18 protein-coding genes are annotated in these 16,292 nt (G+C 65.0%); 10 read left to right on the forward strand and 8 right to left on the reverse strand.

The window, feature by feature from the left end:
* Window positions 1-87 precede the first annotated feature (87 nt).
* The 4 genes from ACQR3T_RS14690 to pyrE all read left to right on the forward strand — a co-directional run bounded on the left by ACQR3T_RS14690 (window position 88) and on the right by pyrE (window position 3,494).
* Window positions 88-1,065 (forward strand): DUF5666 domain-containing protein, encoded by a 978-nt coding sequence (locus tag ACQR3T_RS14690; protein ID WP_428693882.1) that lies wholly within the window; start codon window positions 88-90, stop codon window positions 1,063-1,065.
* 83 nt (window positions 1,066-1,148) lie between these two features.
* Window positions 1,149-2,204, forward strand: a complete 1,056-nt coding sequence (locus tag ACQR3T_RS14695) for a hypothetical protein (RefSeq protein WP_428693883.1) — start codon at window positions 1,149-1,151, stop codon at window positions 2,202-2,204.
* A gap of 57 nt (window positions 2,205-2,261) precedes the next feature.
* Window positions 2,262-2,840 carry a LemA family protein gene (locus ACQR3T_RS14700; protein WP_032380177.1) on the forward strand — a complete coding sequence of 193 codons (579 nt, stop codon included), beginning with the start codon at window positions 2,262-2,264 and terminating at the stop codon, window positions 2,838-2,840.
* A 105-nt stretch (window positions 2,841-2,945) separates the two neighbouring features.
* Window positions 2,946-3,494: an orotate phosphoribosyltransferase gene (pyrE, locus tag ACQR3T_RS14705; protein ID WP_428693884.1), complete on the forward strand. Its 549-nt coding sequence runs from the start codon at window positions 2,946-2,948 to the stop codon at window positions 3,492-3,494.
* 20 nt (window positions 3,495-3,514) lie between these two features.
* Here the strand turns inward: pyrE and ACQR3T_RS14710 are convergent, their stop codons facing one another.
* The 5 genes from ACQR3T_RS14710 to ACQR3T_RS14730 all read right to left on the reverse strand — a co-directional run bounded on the left by ACQR3T_RS14710 (window position 3,515) and on the right by ACQR3T_RS14730 (window position 8,597).
* Window positions 3,515-4,012: a class F sortase gene (locus ACQR3T_RS14710; protein WP_428693885.1), complete on the reverse strand. Its 498-nt coding sequence runs from the start codon at window positions 4,010-4,012 to the stop codon at window positions 3,515-3,517.
* Window positions 4,013-4,109: 97 nt separating this feature from the next.
* Window positions 4,110-5,957 (reverse strand): hypothetical protein, encoded by a 1,848-nt coding sequence (locus tag ACQR3T_RS14715; RefSeq protein ID WP_428693886.1) that lies wholly within the window; start codon window positions 5,955-5,957, stop codon window positions 4,110-4,112.
* Between the two features lie 274 nt (window positions 5,958-6,231).
* Window positions 6,232-7,458 carry an MFS transporter gene (locus ACQR3T_RS14720; RefSeq protein WP_428693887.1) on the reverse strand — a complete coding sequence of 409 codons (1,227 nt, stop codon included), beginning with the start codon at window positions 7,456-7,458 and terminating at the stop codon, window positions 6,232-6,234.
* Window positions 7,455-7,916: a MarR family winged helix-turn-helix transcriptional regulator gene (locus ACQR3T_RS14725; protein WP_052058227.1), complete on the reverse strand. Its 462-nt coding sequence runs from the start codon at window positions 7,914-7,916 to the stop codon at window positions 7,455-7,457. The genes ACQR3T_RS14720 and ACQR3T_RS14725 overlap by 4 nt, the downstream gene beginning before the upstream one ends.
* 81 nt (window positions 7,917-7,997) lie before the next feature.
* Window positions 7,998-8,597, reverse strand: a complete 600-nt coding sequence (locus ACQR3T_RS14730; RefSeq protein ID WP_428693888.1) for an Rv1733c family protein — start codon at window positions 8,595-8,597, stop codon at window positions 7,998-8,000.
* 131 nt (window positions 8,598-8,728) lie between these two features.
* Here ACQR3T_RS14730 and ACQR3T_RS14735 point away from each other — a divergent pair, with 131 nt between their 5' ends.
* Window positions 8,729-9,367 carry a lysoplasmalogenase family protein gene (locus ACQR3T_RS14735; protein ID WP_428693889.1) on the forward strand — a complete coding sequence of 213 codons (639 nt, stop codon included), beginning with the start codon at window positions 8,729-8,731 and terminating at the stop codon, window positions 9,365-9,367.
* On the opposite strand, the gene ACQR3T_RS14740 is transcribed toward ACQR3T_RS14735, so the two are convergent.
* Window positions 9,335-9,787 (reverse strand): hypothetical protein, encoded by a 453-nt coding sequence (locus ACQR3T_RS14740; protein ID WP_428693890.1) that lies wholly within the window; start codon window positions 9,785-9,787, stop codon window positions 9,335-9,337. The two genes, ACQR3T_RS14735 and ACQR3T_RS14740, sit on opposite strands and share 33 nt — an antisense overlap.
* 89 nt (window positions 9,788-9,876) lie before the next feature.
* On the opposite strand from ACQR3T_RS14740, the gene ACQR3T_RS14745 reads away from it, so the two are divergent.
* The 4 genes from ACQR3T_RS14745 (at window position 9,877) to ACQR3T_RS14760 (ending at window position 13,286) form a co-directional block, all read left to right on the forward strand.
* Window positions 9,877-10,665 (forward strand): SDR family oxidoreductase, encoded by a 789-nt coding sequence (locus tag ACQR3T_RS14745; protein ID WP_032380733.1) that lies wholly within the window; start codon window positions 9,877-9,879, stop codon window positions 10,663-10,665.
* An 86-nt stretch (window positions 10,666-10,751) separates the two neighbouring features.
* Complete coding sequence (locus ACQR3T_RS14750) at window positions 10,752-11,411, forward strand: DUF6636 domain-containing protein (RefSeq protein ID WP_428693891.1); 660 nt, start codon at window positions 10,752-10,754, stop codon at window positions 11,409-11,411.
* Entirely contained in the window at window positions 11,408-12,088 is a 681-nt protein-coding gene (locus ACQR3T_RS14755; RefSeq protein WP_428693892.1) for a TrmH family RNA methyltransferase, read from the forward strand. Before ACQR3T_RS14750 ends, ACQR3T_RS14755 begins: the two co-directional genes overlap by 4 nt.
* Window positions 12,089-12,149: 61 nt before the next feature.
* Window positions 12,150-13,286, forward strand: coding sequence for a glycoside hydrolase family 76 protein (locus ACQR3T_RS14760; protein ID WP_428693893.1), 1,137 nt, complete (start codon window positions 12,150-12,152; stop codon window positions 13,284-13,286).
* Between the two features lie 163 nt (window positions 13,287-13,449).
* Here the strand turns inward: ACQR3T_RS14760 and ACQR3T_RS14765 are convergent, their stop codons facing one another.
* A complete protein-coding gene (locus ACQR3T_RS14765; RefSeq protein ID WP_032380735.1) occupies window positions 13,450-14,115 on the reverse strand; it encodes a DedA family protein in 666 nt (221 codons plus the stop codon).
* 73 nt (window positions 14,116-14,188) lie between these two features.
* Window positions 14,189-14,929, reverse strand: a complete 741-nt coding sequence (locus ACQR3T_RS14770; RefSeq protein WP_371828239.1) for a VTT domain-containing protein — start codon at window positions 14,927-14,929, stop codon at window positions 14,189-14,191.
* 186 nt (window positions 14,930-15,115) lie between these two features.
* On the opposite strand from ACQR3T_RS14770, the gene fbaA reads away from it, so the two are divergent.
* Window positions 15,116-16,156 carry a class II fructose-bisphosphate aldolase gene (gene fbaA / locus ACQR3T_RS14775; protein ID WP_032380186.1) on the forward strand — a complete coding sequence of 347 codons (1,041 nt, stop codon included), beginning with the start codon at window positions 15,116-15,118 and terminating at the stop codon, window positions 16,154-16,156.
* Window positions 16,157-16,292 lie beyond the last annotated feature (136 nt).

The raw sequence follows: 16,292 nt of genomic DNA on the forward strand, positions 1-16,292 counted from the left end.
TCTGCGAGACGGGCCCGCACGAGCACTGCTCGTGCGGGCCCGTTCTGTGTCGCCACCTGCGTTCTGCCGGGTAGGTACCCTCGTGGAATGACGAATCCGGACGACCCACGGTCACCGCGGGAGCGCGACCAGGATGCGGCAGAGCGCAACCGACCCGACGACGCTCATCCCACCGAGGCTCATCCCACCGAGGCGTATCCGACTCAGGCGTACGGAAGTCCGGGGTACCAGAACTCGGCGTATCAGGACCCGGGGTATCAGGACCCGACCCAGCAGAACCCGGCCCAGCAGGACCAAGACCCACAGGCGTATCCGCCGGGGTATCAGCCCACGCAGGCGCTGCCGCCGTACGACCCCGATCAACAGGCAGCAGCAAATCAGGCCTACGGCCAGACTCAGCAGTACGGCCAACCGCAGTACGGCCAGACTCAGCAGTACGGCCAACCGCAGTACGGCCAGACTCAGCAGTACGGCCAACCGCCGGGTTACGAGACCCAGCAGTTCGGCCAACCCCAGCAGTACGGCCAACCCCAGCAGTTCGGAGGGCCACCCGCCGAGGAACCCGCCGCCGCCGATTCGGGTGGCAAGGGTCCTCGTCCGTGGGTTCTGGCCCTGATCGGTCTCGTCGTCCTCGCGATCGTCGTAGTTTTCGGTATTTCCTATCTGAGCGGTGGATCGGACGACTCGAACACCACGGCTGCTGCGCCGTCGACGTCCATTCGGCCCTCGCCGTCGAGTACGCCCACGACCACGCCGCGTCCCACGGAATCGGGTGCGACGACCACGCCCGAACTCATCCCGGGCGGTATTCCCGAGATTCTCGGGCAACTCGGCTCGTCGGTGGGAACGATCAGCGCCAACGACGGTTCGAGTCTGACCATCGACGGCCTCGATGGTGCGCCGGTCACGGTGCAGACCACGCCGCAGACGCAGATAATCTCGTTGTCCGGCACCACTTTGGCGTCGCTGAAGGTCGGCGCTTTCGTCGTGGTGCAGGGCGAGTCGGTGGAGGACGGGACCATTCGCGCGAACGTCATCATCGAGACCCCGAATCTCGGCGGTTAGCAACCGCATTGTCGTAGGGATCGTTCACAGGACCCGGCGGTGGTGGGCGGTGACGGCGTGGATGTCGATTAAGGTGGTTCGCGATGACGGCAATGTGGTTCGGCCTGGCGGCGATTGCACTGGTAGGTGCAGTGGCCCTGCTCTACATCGACAGGTCCAAGCGAGATCAATCCGGGCGGCTGCGGCAGATGTGGGCCAAGGCGCAGGGATACGAGTATCGATCGCACGATGAAGAACTGGTCACCCGGTTCTCCCGTGCGGCCCTGTCCAAGCCCGAATTCGACGTAGCTCTCGGCGTGGTGACCGGTGTTCGACGGGGTGAGGAGTTCGTTCTATTCGACGTCGAGGAAACGGGCACCATCGTGGCCGTGCAGCGCTCGGTCGGCTCCGACGTCGACATAGACCTGCGGCCTCGCTCGACGCCACCGCCGCGCGACGAGGACATGGAACTTCTCGGGTCCATCGGCCCGCGTGTGGTGTTCGCCACCGATGTCGATATCGCTCGCCGGGTGTGCGACCAGCGAATGGCTGCTTTCACCGAATCCGTTCCCGAAAATCTTCAGTTGCTGTGGAGCGAGAAGGACTGGACGCTCGGATCGCTGCCGCTGGGCAGCTCGGGCCGTGATTGGGACGCGGCCATCGACGCAGTCGCACGACTGTCCGGCATGCTGCACGTGCTTCCCCCCGTGCGCGGTAGCGCGGTCTACGGCGCACGCGCAGGCGAGCCCGGCCGTGATCGAGGCGATCCGGGCCGGCCGTTGGTCAAGGAAGCTCGCCCCCAGCAGGCGCGCGGCCCACAGCCCCGGCAGGCCCAGCCGGAGCCGCGAGTTGCCGAGCCCTCCAGATCCGAGCCACGCGTTCGACCTCCCCAGGTGGCTCGTCCACAGGTAGCGGGTCCCCAGGCATCCCGTCCTCAGGAACCTCGCCCGCAGGAGCCCCGTCCTCAGGAGCCCCGTCCTCAGGAACCCCGCGACCATGAGCCGCGTCCTCAGGAACCGGGTCGCAGGCCTCGTCCACCCAGGCCCGACGCGGCTGGTCCGCAGGCCGTACGTTCGGCGAGTCCGTCGCGCCCGGTACCGCGTCCGCCTGCGTCGCGTCCGATTCCGTTCGATTCCGAGCGTCGGCGCAATCAGCCCTGATTTCTTTCGGGCGTGTTTACGGGCTCGGGAGCTCGGACGCAGCTAAATTCGTACCTCGTGACGGTTTTTGTGGTTGTGGCCATCGTGGTTGTCGTAGTCCTGTTGCTGGTCGGTTACGTCGCGAGCACGGTGCGTCGGCTGGGTCGGTACAGCGAGCAGACCGAGCAGAGTCTGCGGCTGGTCGACGTAGAGCTCGAGCGGCGGCACCAGCAGTTGGTGCCGTTCATCGAGGCCGCAGACGCTTCCGGGTTGTCCGCCGATGCGGTGCGCCAGCTCGGCGGTGCTCGCTCGTGGTCCAGGGCCGTGCGTGATCGCGACCTGGGACCGGCGGCACAGGCGGCTGCCGAGAATGCGTTGTCCGCCGCCTTTCATGCCGTTCTCGCCGAGGCGGATGCGGGTCGTAACGTGTTGGGCAACTGGGCGTTTCAAGGACCGGCCGGGGAGCTGGCCGTGACCGAACGTCGAATTGCGGGGGCGGTGCGGGTGTACAACGACACCGCCTACCGACTGTCGCAGGCGATCGGCACCTTCCCGTCGTCCATCGTTGCCAAGTCTCGTTCTCTGACGGCGCCCGAACCGTTCGTGGAGACGAGGGACGTCCTCGACGAGCAGTTGTCGGCCCAGGTCGCTGCGTAGGGGCGGAGCGACCGGAGTGGCGAGCCGCCAGGGACGACGCGCATTGTTGTGGGTAAGTTCGTAGCGACCTTCGAAGATCCGTGGTGCGACGAGAGGAACCCCGACATGGCCGACAGTGCCGCGAATTCGGACCGGCAGGAACTGGCCGATTTGGTGAAAGACCTTGCCGTCGTGCACGGGAAGGTCACGTTGTCCTCCGGCAAGGAAGCCGATTACTACGTGGATCTGCGTCGGGCGACGCTGCACCATCGGGCGGGCGCGTTGATCGGCTCGCTGATGCGTGACTTGGTCTCCGATTGGGATTTCGTGTCGGTCGGCGGGCTGACCATGGGCGCAGATCCGGTGGCGATGTCGATCATGCATGCCCAGGGGCGTCCGATCGACGCGTTCGTGGTGCGCAAGGCTGCGAAGGCGCACGGCATGCAGCGTCAGATCGAGGGACCGGACATCGTCGGCAAACGTGTTCTGGTGGTGGAAGATACGACGACGACCGGAAATTCTCCGCTCACTGCCGTCAAAGCTCTGCGGGACGCGGGCGCGACGGTCGTCGGGGTGGCCACGGTGGTGGACCGGGCGACCGGGGCGGACGAGGTCATTGCTGCAGAGGGGCTCGAATATCGATCCCTGCTCGGCTTGGCGGACCTCGGCCTGTAACCCCGGCCCGAATCGGCTTGCTAGCGAACCAATTGCGCGACGACCACAAAATTGTCGTCGGTCGGTTCGCCGCCCTGGACGTCGCAGTTGGCCAGGATCAATCGTCCCGGTACCGAACGTCTGAGTTCGTTGTCGGCCAACAGGGATCCCTTGGGTAGGGGGCCGACCGATTCGACGGCGTACTCCAGAGTGCCGCTCGCGGTTCGCAGCACAACGGTGTCGCCTGGAGCAACCACCCGCAACGCCTTGAACGGGGCGTCCCGCTTCGAATAGTTGTGTCCGGCAACAACTACCGTCTGTTCGGTCGAGGTACCCGGCATGCCGCTCTCGGCCCACCAGGCCGGTAGTTCGTCCACTGGGTTCAGCACCTGGCCGCTCTCGCCGCCGCGATAGAGCGGATCGGGATGGATGGGGCTGCTCAGATAGGTGGTGCCGTCCGAAGATCGGAGCTCGATGTACTCGGGCTGGGCAGGAGCGACGTCGCCCGCAGGCGCAGCCACCGAAATCTGTGACTGCACCGGCGAGCGATCGGGTGCGGCGATCCCGACTTCGTCACTCGCACAACCTGATACGAGTAGAACGAAGGTCAGGATCGCCGTCCACAGCCAGCGGGTACTACGAGGTGGCATCGGAAGAGTTGCGGCGACGCAGGTAGAACGCTCCACCCGCTGCCGCTACTACGACCACGCCCACTCCGGCGAGAATCACCGGGGTGTTGGACGAGCTGTCCGATCCGCCCGACGCCTCGTTCGAGGAGTCGCCGAGTGCGAGATCGACCGGCGGCAGATCGCCGGCCACGCTGACGACACCGTTCTCGTCGGTGGTGAAGTAATCCGCGACGGTGAACGATCCGTCCTCGTTCTTGACGCCGACCAGCGAGACGCCGGTCTTGTCGACGACGACGGTGTTCTCGTCGACCTCGGTGACCGGAACATCCTCGCGGACGGTGTTGCCGAGGTTGATGGTCCAGCTGAACTTCGGTCCGCTGGCGGCCAATTCGGCTGCCTCGGCCTTGAGGTCGGCCTCGACCTTCGCCTTGGCGTCGGCCTCGGTCTTTGCTGCCGTTGCAGCATCCTGAGCCGTTTTCAGGGTCGCTGCGGCTTCCGTGGCCTTGGTCTTTGCGGCAGCGGCTGCATCGGTTTTGGCCACAAGATCTGCGTCGGCGGCCGCAGCTGCGGCGTCGGCATCCACGACGGCCTGGGCGGCTGCGTCGGCCGTGGCCTGCAACGCAGCGATGTCGGCATCGGTCGGCGCTTCGTCGAGTGCTGCCTGTGCTGCTGTTGCAGCGGCGGCCTTGGCGTCGGCATCGGCCTTGGCTGCGTCTGCCGTGTCACGGGCGTCGGACGCTGCCTTCTCCGACTCGGTTTCCTCACCGGCGGCAGCCTCTGCTGCTGCTTCGAGGTTCTTGGCGTTCTGCTCGGCGATTGCGGCTACGGCTGCCGCGGTCTGAGCCTCGACGTGCAGAGCGAGCGATTTCGCGGCGGTGGCCGCTGCGGCGCGGGTGGCAGCAACGACCTTGGCGAGATTGAAGTTCTTGAACGACTCCTGCAGCGCCGCGACCGAGTCTTCCACTGCCTTGTTCGACGCGTCGGCGTCGGCCTTGGCGGTGGCAGCCAGTTCGGCCTTTGCGTTTGCGTTGGCGCGGGCGGCCTCGGCGGCGGCGGTGGCTTCGGGGTCTCCCGAGACCGCTGCTGCCTCGAGGTCGGCGGCGATCTTCTCTGCTGCTGCGGCGTCGGCTGCGGCCTGATCGGCTGCAGCCTTGGTCTCGTCGGCCTCGGTCTTCAATTCAGCTGCGGTGTTCTTGGCTGCGGTGACGTTTGCACTCGCGGCCTTGCTGGCGACGGCGGCAGCCTTGGCCTCTGCGGCTGCTGCTTTTGCCTTGACGTCGGCTTCGGCTGCTTGGACCTCGGCCTTGGTGGCGTCGGTGCTCGCGCTGGCCTCGGCGGCCTTGGCCGTTTCGAGACGCACCTGGGCAGCAGCCGAAGCGGCTGCGGCTTCCTTGCTGGCAGCTTCGGCGTCGGTGATCGCCTGCTTCTCGGCGTCGGACAGCTGCGGAATGATGTCGAGGTTCACGGTCGCGGTTCCGTCGTCGTTGAAGACGACGCCGCCGGTCACCTGCGGCAGTGGACGGATCGCCGACGGGGCCTCGGGGGCCGGAACGGCGGCTGCGGCTGCGGCTGCCGCGGCTGCATCCTCGGGGGTGACAGCGGGGGCGGGGGCTTGGAGCTGCCCGTCGACGGAGGCTGTGGCCGATCCGTCCACGCCTGCGCCTTCTCCGGCGGCGGGGGCCCCGGATTCGGTGCCGCCCTCGGTGGCCGGCTGCTCGACGGCGGAGCTTTCCGGGGTCGTCGGCTCCTGTGCACTGGCAATTCCCGGTGCAACGATGGAGAGGGACAGTGCCATGGCGGCCCCGGCAGCGGCGAGGCGCGCCTTCTTGGACCTGGCGATCGACTTCTGCGACATGGAGATTGTGGCCCTTCGGTCAGTGGCAGCATCGTGCTGCGCGCACCCGTCCTCCCACGCGGAACGAGTGTTGTTGGTGAGTCACACGAACAACCGTGATGGGGGAACCGTAAACCAACCGTCCGGTCCAGCAAACAGAAAAGAGCTTTACCAGTGGTTTGGTTATGAAAGTGTTACGGATGAGGCTCATGTGACGAAAGGGGCCGCAGATACGACGCGACGGCCGAGATCCGTGATCTCGACCGTCGCGAAAAGGCTTTCGGATGAACGTAATTCAGTCGCCGACCGTCACAGCCTGGGCTTCGTCGATGCTGTGAGGTGCAGGTTCGTGGTCGTCGACGTGAGCGAGCACCTTTCGTCCGGTGGCCAGGACGACGATCGCCAGCGCGGTGCACGCGGCACCCACCCAGAACGGCACGTGCATGTTGGACTCGCCCAGCTTGCCTGCCAGGTACGGCGCCGCTGCTCCGCCGGTGAAGCGAACGAAGCTGTAGGCAGCCGATGCCGTCGACCGTTCGACCGGTGCCGAGATCATGACCGTCTCGGTGATCAGGGTGTTGTTGACGCCGAGGGACAACCCGGCCACGACGGTGCCCACGATCAGGACCGTCTTGTTTTCGGTGAACATCGCCATGACGGCCAGGTCGACGGCGAACAGCAGTAGCGCGAGCATCATCATGTTCAGCGTTCCGAAGGCCCGCTGCAGCTTCGGTGCGATGAACACCGACGCCACGGCCAGGCACAGGCCCCAGCCGAAGAAGATGAATCCGATCGAGTAGGTGCCCATGTCGAGCGGGAACGGCGTGTACGCCAGCAAGGTGAAGAAGCCGTAGTTGTAGAGCAGAGCAGTGATCCCGACGGTCAACAATCCGCGGTGCCGAAGCGCACGAAACGGATCGAGGATCGACGTGGTGTGCGCGGGCTTGGGGGTGTCCGGGAGCATGACGATGAGCAGGATGAACGCGACGGCCATCAGGGCGGCGACGCCGAAGAACGGTCCACGCCAGCTGAATCCACCCAGGACACCGCCGACGAGGGGACCGGTCGCGATGCCGATACCCAGCGCGGCCTCGTAGAGGATGATCGCGCGCGCGACTCCGCCCGACGCGGCACCGACGATGGTCGACAGCGCCGTGGCGATGAAGAGTGCGTTGCCCAGTCCCCAGCCGGCGCGGAAGCCGATGATCTCGCCGACCGATCCGGACGTGCCGGCCAGCGCGGCGAAGACGACGATGATCGCCAGGCCGACCAGCAATGTGCGCTTCGGGCCGAAGCGGCTGGACACCACTCCGGTGATCAGCATCGCGACGCCGGTGACGAGCATGTAGCTGGTGAACAGCAGTGACACCTGGGACGGCGAGGCATCGAGTTGCTCACCGATGGGCTTGAGAATGGGATCGACGAGGCCGATGCCCATGAAGGCGATGACGCTGGCGAATGCGACTGCCCATACCGCGCGCGGCTGCTTCAGCAGACTGTCGGGGGAGGTGCTGGTGGTCACGAAAGAGTTCCTCTCATTCCGTGATCGACGGGCTCGAGGATGCTGCGAAGCTCGCCCAAGCCGTCGGTCAGTTTCTGGATCTGTTCTGGGTCGAGGTCGGACAGGTACGGGACCAGTCCGTCGACGAGGTGACGTCGACCGTCGGCCAGCCAACGGTGGCCGGCCTCGGTCATCTCGACGAGCACGGCGCGCGAGTCGTCGGGGTCGGATCGTCTGGTGACGAGGTCGGCGTTGCTCAGCTTGGCGAGCAACGCCGTCGCCGATGGTTGGGAGCATCGATCCAGCTCGGCAAAGGTGCTGATGCGCAGTGGCTGATACTCCTCGAGCAACGACAGGGCCCGCATCCATGCTCGCGGCCATTCGTCGCTGCCGAACCGGGCGGCCAATCGGACGAAGCGTGACGAACTGGTGACCAGCTGCGAGAGGAGGTCCCGGATGTCTTCGTCGGAGTGGCTCACCGATTTATTGTTACATACACTAACTATCTATCGCAACGCGGGGCCGACCCCCGGGGATAACGGGGGGAGCCAGGGGGCGAGTCAGTGTCGGCTCAGGAGATCGGCGATGTCGCGATCCCACTCGGCATTGCGTCGACCGTCGTACCGGAAGCACATCACGTGGTAGAAGCCGATGAGAACCACCGCGGCCAGCACCCAGCTACCGACTGCGTTGAAGATGGATGCGGCGACGACATCCGCCGACGTCAGTGGTCGCAAGCTCAGGTTGCCGCTGTTGTCGACCCAGATGTCGGTGGTGGTGCCGGCCGGAGAACCGGTGTCGACGCTCACGCGCCCGGTGTGCTCGACGCCCCGGTAGACCCAGCGCGAGTCGACGGCAGTGGCAGCTGCGGCCCCGGACGAGCCGAACTCGGTCGAGGCAACGGACGTCGTCTCGGCGGTTGCCGTCGTGGTTGCGGTGACCTGGTGAATCGAGCTGCTCTGATTCTCGAGGCGTTGTTGCTGATCGGCGTGGGCGCTCAGCCCGAGCCAAAGCGACAACGGAATCATGACGATCAACAACGCGGTGACCCAGTGTTTGATGCGGGCCTGACGGATGTCGCAGTCGCGGAGCAACGGGTTGGGGTAGCCGGAGAAGTCGGTGTGTGCCGAGCGGGCCTGCCCGGTGAGTTTACGGCGCATGATGGTCCCCACTACTTCGAAATGATTCCGACCGACCTTTCCACGATGACGAGCCGACCTGCGAGTATCAAGCAGGAGGGGTCAGCGTCACATGTGATGTCGGTTGTGATGGGTTCGGTGGAAGGAGTGGAATGACTGTCGACCGGGTGCGTCGTGCCCGCGGTGCTGCTCTGGTTGCCGGGGCCGTGACGGTGGTCGGAGCCTGGACCGGCTCGACACCGTTGCAACGCATCGCCAAGCCGCTGATCGTGCCTGCGCTGGCGACCGGGCTCGATCCGGCGCGCGACCGAGTGCTGTTGGCCGGTCTCGCCGCGGCGACGGCAGGTGATGTTCTGTTGATCGATCCCGACGACGATTCCGCTCTGGAATGGGGCGCGCGTGCATTCGCGGTGATGCAGGGAAGTTATGCGTGTCTGCTTCTTCGCCGAGGTGCACGACCGACACCGATCGACGCGATTCCGAGGTACGCCGGATGGGCGGCCGTGGCGGCTCTGCTGGCCCGACGCCAGCCGGCGGTGGCGTCGACCCTGTCGGCGTACGGAGCGGTGCTGGCGACCACGTCGACACTTTCTGCCGTTTCCCCAGCGCGCGGCGGCGATCGACGGCTGATGATCGGCGGCGCGCTGTTCACCGCCTCCGATGCGCTGATCGTGTTCCGGCGACTGTTTCTGTCCGAGGAACGTCAACGCAGGACGGCGGAGGCGATCATCCTGTCGACGTACGTAGCGGCGCAGGTGCTACTCGTCGAGGCTCTGCGGTCGGGGCAGTAGCAGCACTCGTTCACGATGGGCCGGGTCGACGCGCACCGCGATCACCGTCCCCGGCTCGAACCGGGCGGTGTCGTATTCAGGGATGTCGTAGACGATCTTGCCGAAGTAGCTGCTCGAGCCCGGCACGGTGAATTCCAGGTCCAGCTCGGCTGTGTCGTGATCGATCCGGCGGATGGCATCCACCGTCGCCCAGCCTTCGACGCCGTGCTCGATCAGTTCCTTCTGCTCACGCGTCGGGCGGCCGGCGATCATCATCGCCAGTCCGAGAGCCGCGCCGAATCCGGCGACCAGGGCAGCGAGCTGATACGGAAGCGTTCCGGGCGGCGTTCGAGGGTTCAGCCAGCCGATCCAGATCGCCAGCACGACCGCGTACACGACCGTCACGACGACGACGGCACGCACGATTCTCGTGTTGTTCACTTCGACACTCCTGGGCCGCCTGCAGCGGTGCTTCGATATTCGACGATAGGGGGTTACCGGTAAGTAGGGTTACATGTACGGTGTTCGATGTGACTCGACCAACTGTCTTCATCTCAGGCGCGGCAGCAGGTATCGGCCGCGCAACTGCTCTCAAGTTCGCGGCCGGTGGCTACCTCGTCGGTGCATACGACATCGACGAGACCGGCTTGGCATCACTCGGCAAGGAAGCTGCCTCGCTCAGCGGCCGTGTAGTTACCGGCGTCTTGGATGTAACCAACTCCGACCAGTGGGAAACCCGGTTGAAGGAGTTCGTCGGCGAGGGCGACGGTCGACTCGACATTCTGATCAACAACGCCGGAATCCTTGCCGCGGGTGCTTTCGAGGACATGCCGCTGTCGGTGCACCGTCGTCAGATCGACATCAACGTCAACGGGGTCATCTACGGCACCCTCGCGGCCTTTCCCTACCTCAAGGACACCCCGGGCGCGCAGGTCGTCAACCTGTGCTCCGCGTCGGCCATCTACGGTCAGCCCGAGTTGGTGACCTACGGCGCGTCCAAGTTCGCGGTGCGCGGAATCACCGAGGCGTTGGATCTCGAGTGGAGCAAGTACGACATCTCGGTCAAGGCCATGTGGCCGCTGTTCGTTCAGACGGCGATGACCCAGGGTGTCTCGACGGGCACCACGAGCTCGTTGGGTATCAAGCTCACCGTGAAAGACGTGTCCGACGCGATCTTCGCCGCGACCCGTCCGGTGAAGCGGCGGTTGCACAAGGTGCATTTCCCGGTCGGTTTGCCGTCCAAGGCGCTTTCGCTCGGGTCACGCTTCTCGCCCGCATGGCTCACTCGTGAGGTCAACCGGCGCCTGAGCCACACCTAGGACTTCTCGCCGAACGATGCCGGCGGCACGCCGGTATCGTCGGTCTTTCGAGCAATCGGTGTCGAAAGGTGGGTCGGGGTTTTTTCATGCTGAGCACGTGTGGTTCGAGCAAGTTGGGTTCGAGCAAGGCCGGGAAAATTCGTTCGGTGCGAGGTTGGTTGGTCGGGATCGGGGCGGCCACGGCACTCGTTCTCTCCGGTTGCAGCAGTGAGTCGGCCGCTCAGCCCCCACCGCCGACGTCGACCACATCGCCTGCCCCGACGACGACCGCGCCCACCACCACCGTCGCTCCGGTGACGACAACCGAGGTGCCGCTTCCTCCTCCTCCGCCGCCGGTCGAACCGCCGCCCACCGCAGAACCGCAGACGACGTACGCCGCCATCGGTGGTGCGTACTACTTCAGTTCTCCCGACGGTCTGTTCCAGTGCGGCATCGTGCCGTTGTCCAGCCGTACCGAGGCCGGGTGTCAGGGCACCACCAACCCGGTTCCGCCACGGCCTGACGATTGTATGATCAACTGGGGCAACGGGATTCGAGTCACCAACGAGGGTCCCGCGGCATTCATGTGCTCGGGTGGAGTGGTGTACACCTCGGGCGGGGAAACGATCGATCCACCGTTGGCTGTGGGCGCGACCATCGCCGAGGCCGGCTTCACCTGTGCGTCGGCCGAGAACGGAATCTCGTGCGTCGACGATGCAACCGGCCACGGATTCCGCATCGCACCGGACAGCAACGAAGTCTATTGAGCGGCGACAGCGCAACTCCGTCGGAGGAGATCGGCCCCACCGAGTGGGGCGACAACCCCAACGGCGTCGGTCCCTGGGCCGATTCCCACTCCGAACCGCCACCCGACGATCCGCGGTTGGATCCAGAGCTTCTCGCCGGTGGTGACCGCCGCAACGTCGTCGACGCCTACCGCTACTGGCGGCGCGAGGCCATCGTCGAAGACATCGACACTCGACGCCACTCGCTGCACGTCGCTATCGAGAACTTCACCAACGACGCGAACATCGGCACGGTGGTGCGCACTGCGAACGCCTTCGCCGCACAGGCTGTGCACATCGTCGGGCGACGTCGATGGAATCGCCGCGGTGCCATGGTCACCGACCGCTACCAGCATCTCCATCACCACGATTCGGTGGAGGCGTTGATGGCGTTCGCCGCCGAGCAGGGCCTGGTTGTCGTCGCCGTCGACAACACCCCGGGATCGGTACCGATCGAGACGGCCGAGCTCCCGCGAGAGTGCCTGCTGCTGTTCGGCCAAGAGGGACCGGGCGTCACCGACGGAGCCCGCGAGTCGTCGTCGATGACGGTATCGATCGCCCAATTCGGCTCCACACGCAGCATCAATGCAGGTGTCGCCGCTGGGATCGCCATGCATGCATGGATTCGGCAGCATGCCGACCTCGACACTGCCTGGTGACAGCGAGCTGATCCGGGGCGGGATGTAACGAATCAGCAACGGTAGTGGCAGGATCTTCGGTATGCAGGAGTTGTGGTCGCAGCGTGCGGACGCTGCGGAGGGGGCCGTCGTCGCGCGGCACATGCGTCGGCTGTGGGGGCTGCCGGGCACGACGCTCGGAGTCGTCGCCTGGCCTCCGGTCCGCCGTGAGCGGCTGTTCCTGCGTTGGCACTACTGGTGGCAGGCCCATCTGCTCGACTGCGCAGTCGATGCCGCCGATCGTGAACTCACTCCCAAGCGCCGTCGCAGACTGAACAAGATCACCCGAGCGCATCGCACCCGCAATATCAGCGGATGGACCAACAACTACTACGACGACATGGCCTGGCTCGGGCTGGCACTCGAACGCGCGCAGCGTCAGCACTTCGTCGGCAATCGCGGTGGCATCCAGCAGATCGAGATGGAGCTGTTCGACGCCTGGGCTCCGGCCGAGGGTGGCGGCATTCCGTGGCGCAAGAAGGACGACTTCTACAACGCCCCGGCCAACGGTCCGGCCGCGATCATGCTCGCGCGCACCGGTCGACTGTGGCGTGCCCAGGAGATGTCGGACTGGATGAACAGGACTCTGCGGGACCAGGGAACCGGCTTGATCATCGACGGAGTGCACTCCACTCGCGCGATCGTCGACGCGGGTCAACAGCCCGAGCTGGAACGTGCGATCTACAGCTACTGCCAGGGAGTCACGCTCGGCCTCGAGACCGAACTCGCGGTTCGACTCGGCGAGCCCAGGCATGCGAAGCGAGTCCACACACTGGTCGACGCCGTCGAGAACCACCTGACCCGCAACCTCGTCATCACCGGCGGCGGCGGGGGAGACGGCGGACTGTTCAACTCCATCCTGGCGCGTTACCTGGCCGTGGTCGCGGTGGAGCTGCCCGGAGACTCCGACGCCGACGATCGTGCCCGCGAACTCGCCGCGGCAATCGTGCTGCACTCGGCCGAGGCCGCGTGGGAAAACCGACTCGAAGTGGAAGACAACCCGCTGTTCGGAGCCGACTGGACCCGCGAAGCACGATTTCCGGGCCAGGGACTGCACATCGCCACCTTCGCAGAGGGCACGGTGCGACCGTCCGACGTGCCCGAGCGAGATCTGTCGGTCCAACTCGGCGGCTGGATGCTGATGGAAGCCGCCTACCGAGTCTCGGCTGCAGGGTACTAGGTCATTCCGCAGGCTCCACTCGGCTGCAGGGTTCTAGGTCATTCCGCAGGCTCCACTCCTGCAGGTTTCGATATAACGGACCTGAGTGTTCACGATCGCAGTCGATCGGCGGAAAACCGCGCCCGAACGTCGATGCCGAACACTCAGGTGCGGTGGCCCGTCGCTACTCGACGACCTCTTCGACCTCGATGGTCTCCTCGGGCCGTGCCATTTCCTTGCGGTATTGCCAGATTCCCAAGCCGGTTCCGACCACGAGCAGCACGATCATGCTGATGAGAACCGCGGGCAGCAGCCACGGGATCTTCTCCAGGAACGACCCGAAGTAGAAACCGATCAGCAACAGCACCGGTGCCCAGATGATCGCGCCGAGGGTGCTGGCGATGGTGTAGCGGCGGTGATCCATCTTTGCCGCGCCTGCGACGAGCGGGCACAGTGTGCGCACCCAGGGGATCCATCGCGCGACGAGCACCGCCCAGAATCCGTGCTTCTCGAGCAGCAGATTCACCTTGTGCAGGTTCTTGGTGTTGAGGTATTTGCCGTTCTTGCGGGCCACCAGTGTCGAGCCGGTTCGGTGGCCGATCATGTACCCCACCTGATTACCGGCGATGGCTGCGACCATCGCACCGACCGACAGTGCCCAGATGTGACCGGTGCCCGACGCGTGCGTCGCCATCACGATTCCTGCTGTGATCAGCATCGAGTCCCCGGGGAGGAACAGGCCGATGATGACGGCGCATTCGATGAACACGAAAGTCATCACGACGACCCAGACGACGAGGGGGCCCGCCGTCTGCAGTGGGCCGAAGCTACCGGCTGCTTGCGTGGACACGTCCTGCAGCGCCGTTGCGCTCAAGGCGGTGGTAATCGAATGCACAGGCTCGATCACTTTCGGAAGATCACTATCAGGACTTGGTGTCCGGGGCGTCGGCTTCGATCGCGTCGGTTGCCTCGCCGAGCGGAGTCTTACGGGCCTTGATCATTCGCTTGCCGACCTCGATCACGATGGGCAGTACGGAGACGGCCACGATGATCAGGAAGATGATGTCGACGTGCTCGCGAATGAACGCGATCTGCCCGAGCAGGTACCCCAACACCGTCACGCCCGCGCCCCAGAGGATGCCGCCGACGACGTTGTAGGTGAGGAACAGCGAGTACTTCATGTGCGACGCACCGGCGACGACCGGCGCGAACGTCCGCACGATCGGAACGAAGCGCGCGAGGATGATGGTGATCGGACCGTGCTTCTCGAAGAACAGGTGCGACTCGTCGATGTATTTCTTCTTGAAGAATCGAGCGTCGTTGCTCTTGAAGAGAGCGGCACCGCCCTTGGTTCCGATGAGGAAGCCGACCTGGTCGCCGAGAATCGCCGCGATCGGAATGAGGATCACGAGCGTCCAGATCGATGCGAACGGCTCGATTTCGGTGGACTTCGACGCTGCGATCAATCCGGCCGTGAAGAGCAAGGAATCGCCGGGTAGCAGCGGGAACAGCAGACCCGACTCGATGAACACCACCAGCAGGAGCCCGATGAGCACCCAGTGTCCGAAAGAGTTGAGCAGGTTCACCGGGTCGAGGAATCCGGGCAACAGGGCCAGATTGGTCGTCACCGATTCCGAGGCAGCTAGAAGACTCACCGCGCCCACACTACCGGCCGAAACTGGTAACTCCTGAACAGTCGGTGAGCGGGAGTGGAGCCTGCGTAATGACCAGAGGGGTGCGGGAGTGAAGCCTGCGGAATGACCGGGGTGATGCGGGTATGCACGACACCGAGCCCGGTAGTTGCCATACTGCACGGGACACAATCGAACTTTCAATGGAGGAATGACGCCGTGCCTATCGCAACTCCCGAGGTCTACGCCGAGATGCTGGGCCGGGCGAAGGAACACAAGTTCGCTTTTCCGGCAATCAACTGTGTGGGTTCCGAGTCCATCAATGCCGCTATCAAGGGCTTCGCCGACGCTGGTAGCGACGGCATCATCCAGTTCTCGACCGGTGGTGCCGAGTTCGGCTCCGGACTCGGCATCAAGGACATGGTCGTCGGTGCCGTGGCGCTCGCCGAGTTCGCGCACGTGATCGCCGCCAAGTACGACGTCACCATCGCTCTGCACACCGACCACTGCCCCAAGGACAAGCTGGATACGTACGTGCGTCCGCTGATCGCGATCTCGCAGGAACGCGTCGACGCAGGCAAGAACCCGCTGTTCCAGTCGCACATGTGGGACGGCTCGGCCATCCCGATCGACGAGAACCTCGAGATCGCCAAGGATCTGCTCGCCCGCGCTGCAGCAGCGAACATCATTCTCGAGGTCGAGATCGGTGTCGTGGGCGGCGAGGAAGACGGCGTCGAGGCCGAGATCAACGACAAGCTCTACACCTCGAACGAAGACTTCCTCAAGACCGTCGAGGCACTCGGTGCAGGCGATGCGGGCTCGCGGTACCTGCTGGCGGCCACCTTCGGCAACGTGCACGGCGTGTACAAGCCGGGCAACGTCAAGCTCAAGCCTTCCGTGCTCGCCGACGGCCAGAAGGTTGCAACGGAGAAGCTCGGTCTGGCTTCGGGTTCCAAGCCGTTCGATTTCGTCTTCCACGGCGGATCGGGCTCGGCGAAGAGCGAGATCGAAGAGGCTCTCGAGTACGGCGTCGTGAAGATGAACGTCGACACCGACACCCAGTACGCGTTCAGCCGTCCCATCGCCGGACACTTCTTCTCCAACTACGACGGTGTGCTCAAGATCGACGGCGAGGTCGGCAACAAGAAGGCCTACGACCCGCGCAGCTACCTCAAGAAGGCCGAGGCCGGTATGACGGCCCGTGTCGTCGAGGCGTGCAACGACCTCAAGTCCGCCGGCCGCAGCGTGAGTGCCGGCTAGAGCGGCTTCGCCGCATGTGCGCGGAAACTCGTAGCAGGCTACGTGTGCTGTCTTGATGCATGTGGGACACGGGTGTCTCGATACATGTGGGACACGATTCTAGGCTGCGGGGCGGTGGAGTTGTCCTTGGTAGCGC

This window comes from Rhodococcus sp. IEGM1428, assembly GCF_050321865.1.
Classification (GTDB): Bacteria; Actinomycetota; Actinomycetes; order Mycobacteriales; family Mycobacteriaceae; genus Rhodococcoides.

Bases quoted from the DNA above. Each gene is read 5' to 3' on its own strand.
- pyrE (WP_428693884.1), top strand. From the start codon at position 2,946: ATGGCCGACAGTGCCGCGAATTCGGACCGGCAGGAACTGGCCGATTTG.
- ACQR3T_RS14750 (WP_428693891.1), top strand. From the start codon at position 10,752: ATGCTGAGCACGTGTGGTTCGAGCAAGTTGGGTTCGAGCAAGGCCGGG.
- ACQR3T_RS14760 (WP_428693893.1), top strand. From the start codon at position 12,150: ATGCAGGAGTTGTGGTCGCAGCGTGCGGACGCTGCGGAGGGGGCCGTC.
- ACQR3T_RS14695 (WP_428693883.1), top strand. From the start codon at position 1,149: ATGACGGCAATGTGGTTCGGCCTGGCGGCGATTGCACTGGTAGGTGCA.
- ACQR3T_RS14735 (WP_428693889.1), top strand. From the start codon at position 8,729: ATGACTGTCGACCGGGTGCGTCGTGCCCGCGGTGCTGCTCTGGTTGCC.
- ACQR3T_RS14715 (WP_428693886.1), bottom strand. From the start codon at position 5,957: ATGTCGCAGAAGTCGATCGCCAGGTCCAAGAAGGCGCGCCTCGCCGCT.
- ACQR3T_RS14730 (WP_428693888.1), bottom strand. From the start codon at position 8,597: ATGCGCCGTAAACTCACCGGGCAGGCCCGCTCGGCACACACCGACTTC.
- ACQR3T_RS14690 (WP_428693882.1), top strand. From the start codon at position 88: ATGACGAATCCGGACGACCCACGGTCACCGCGGGAGCGCGACCAGGAT.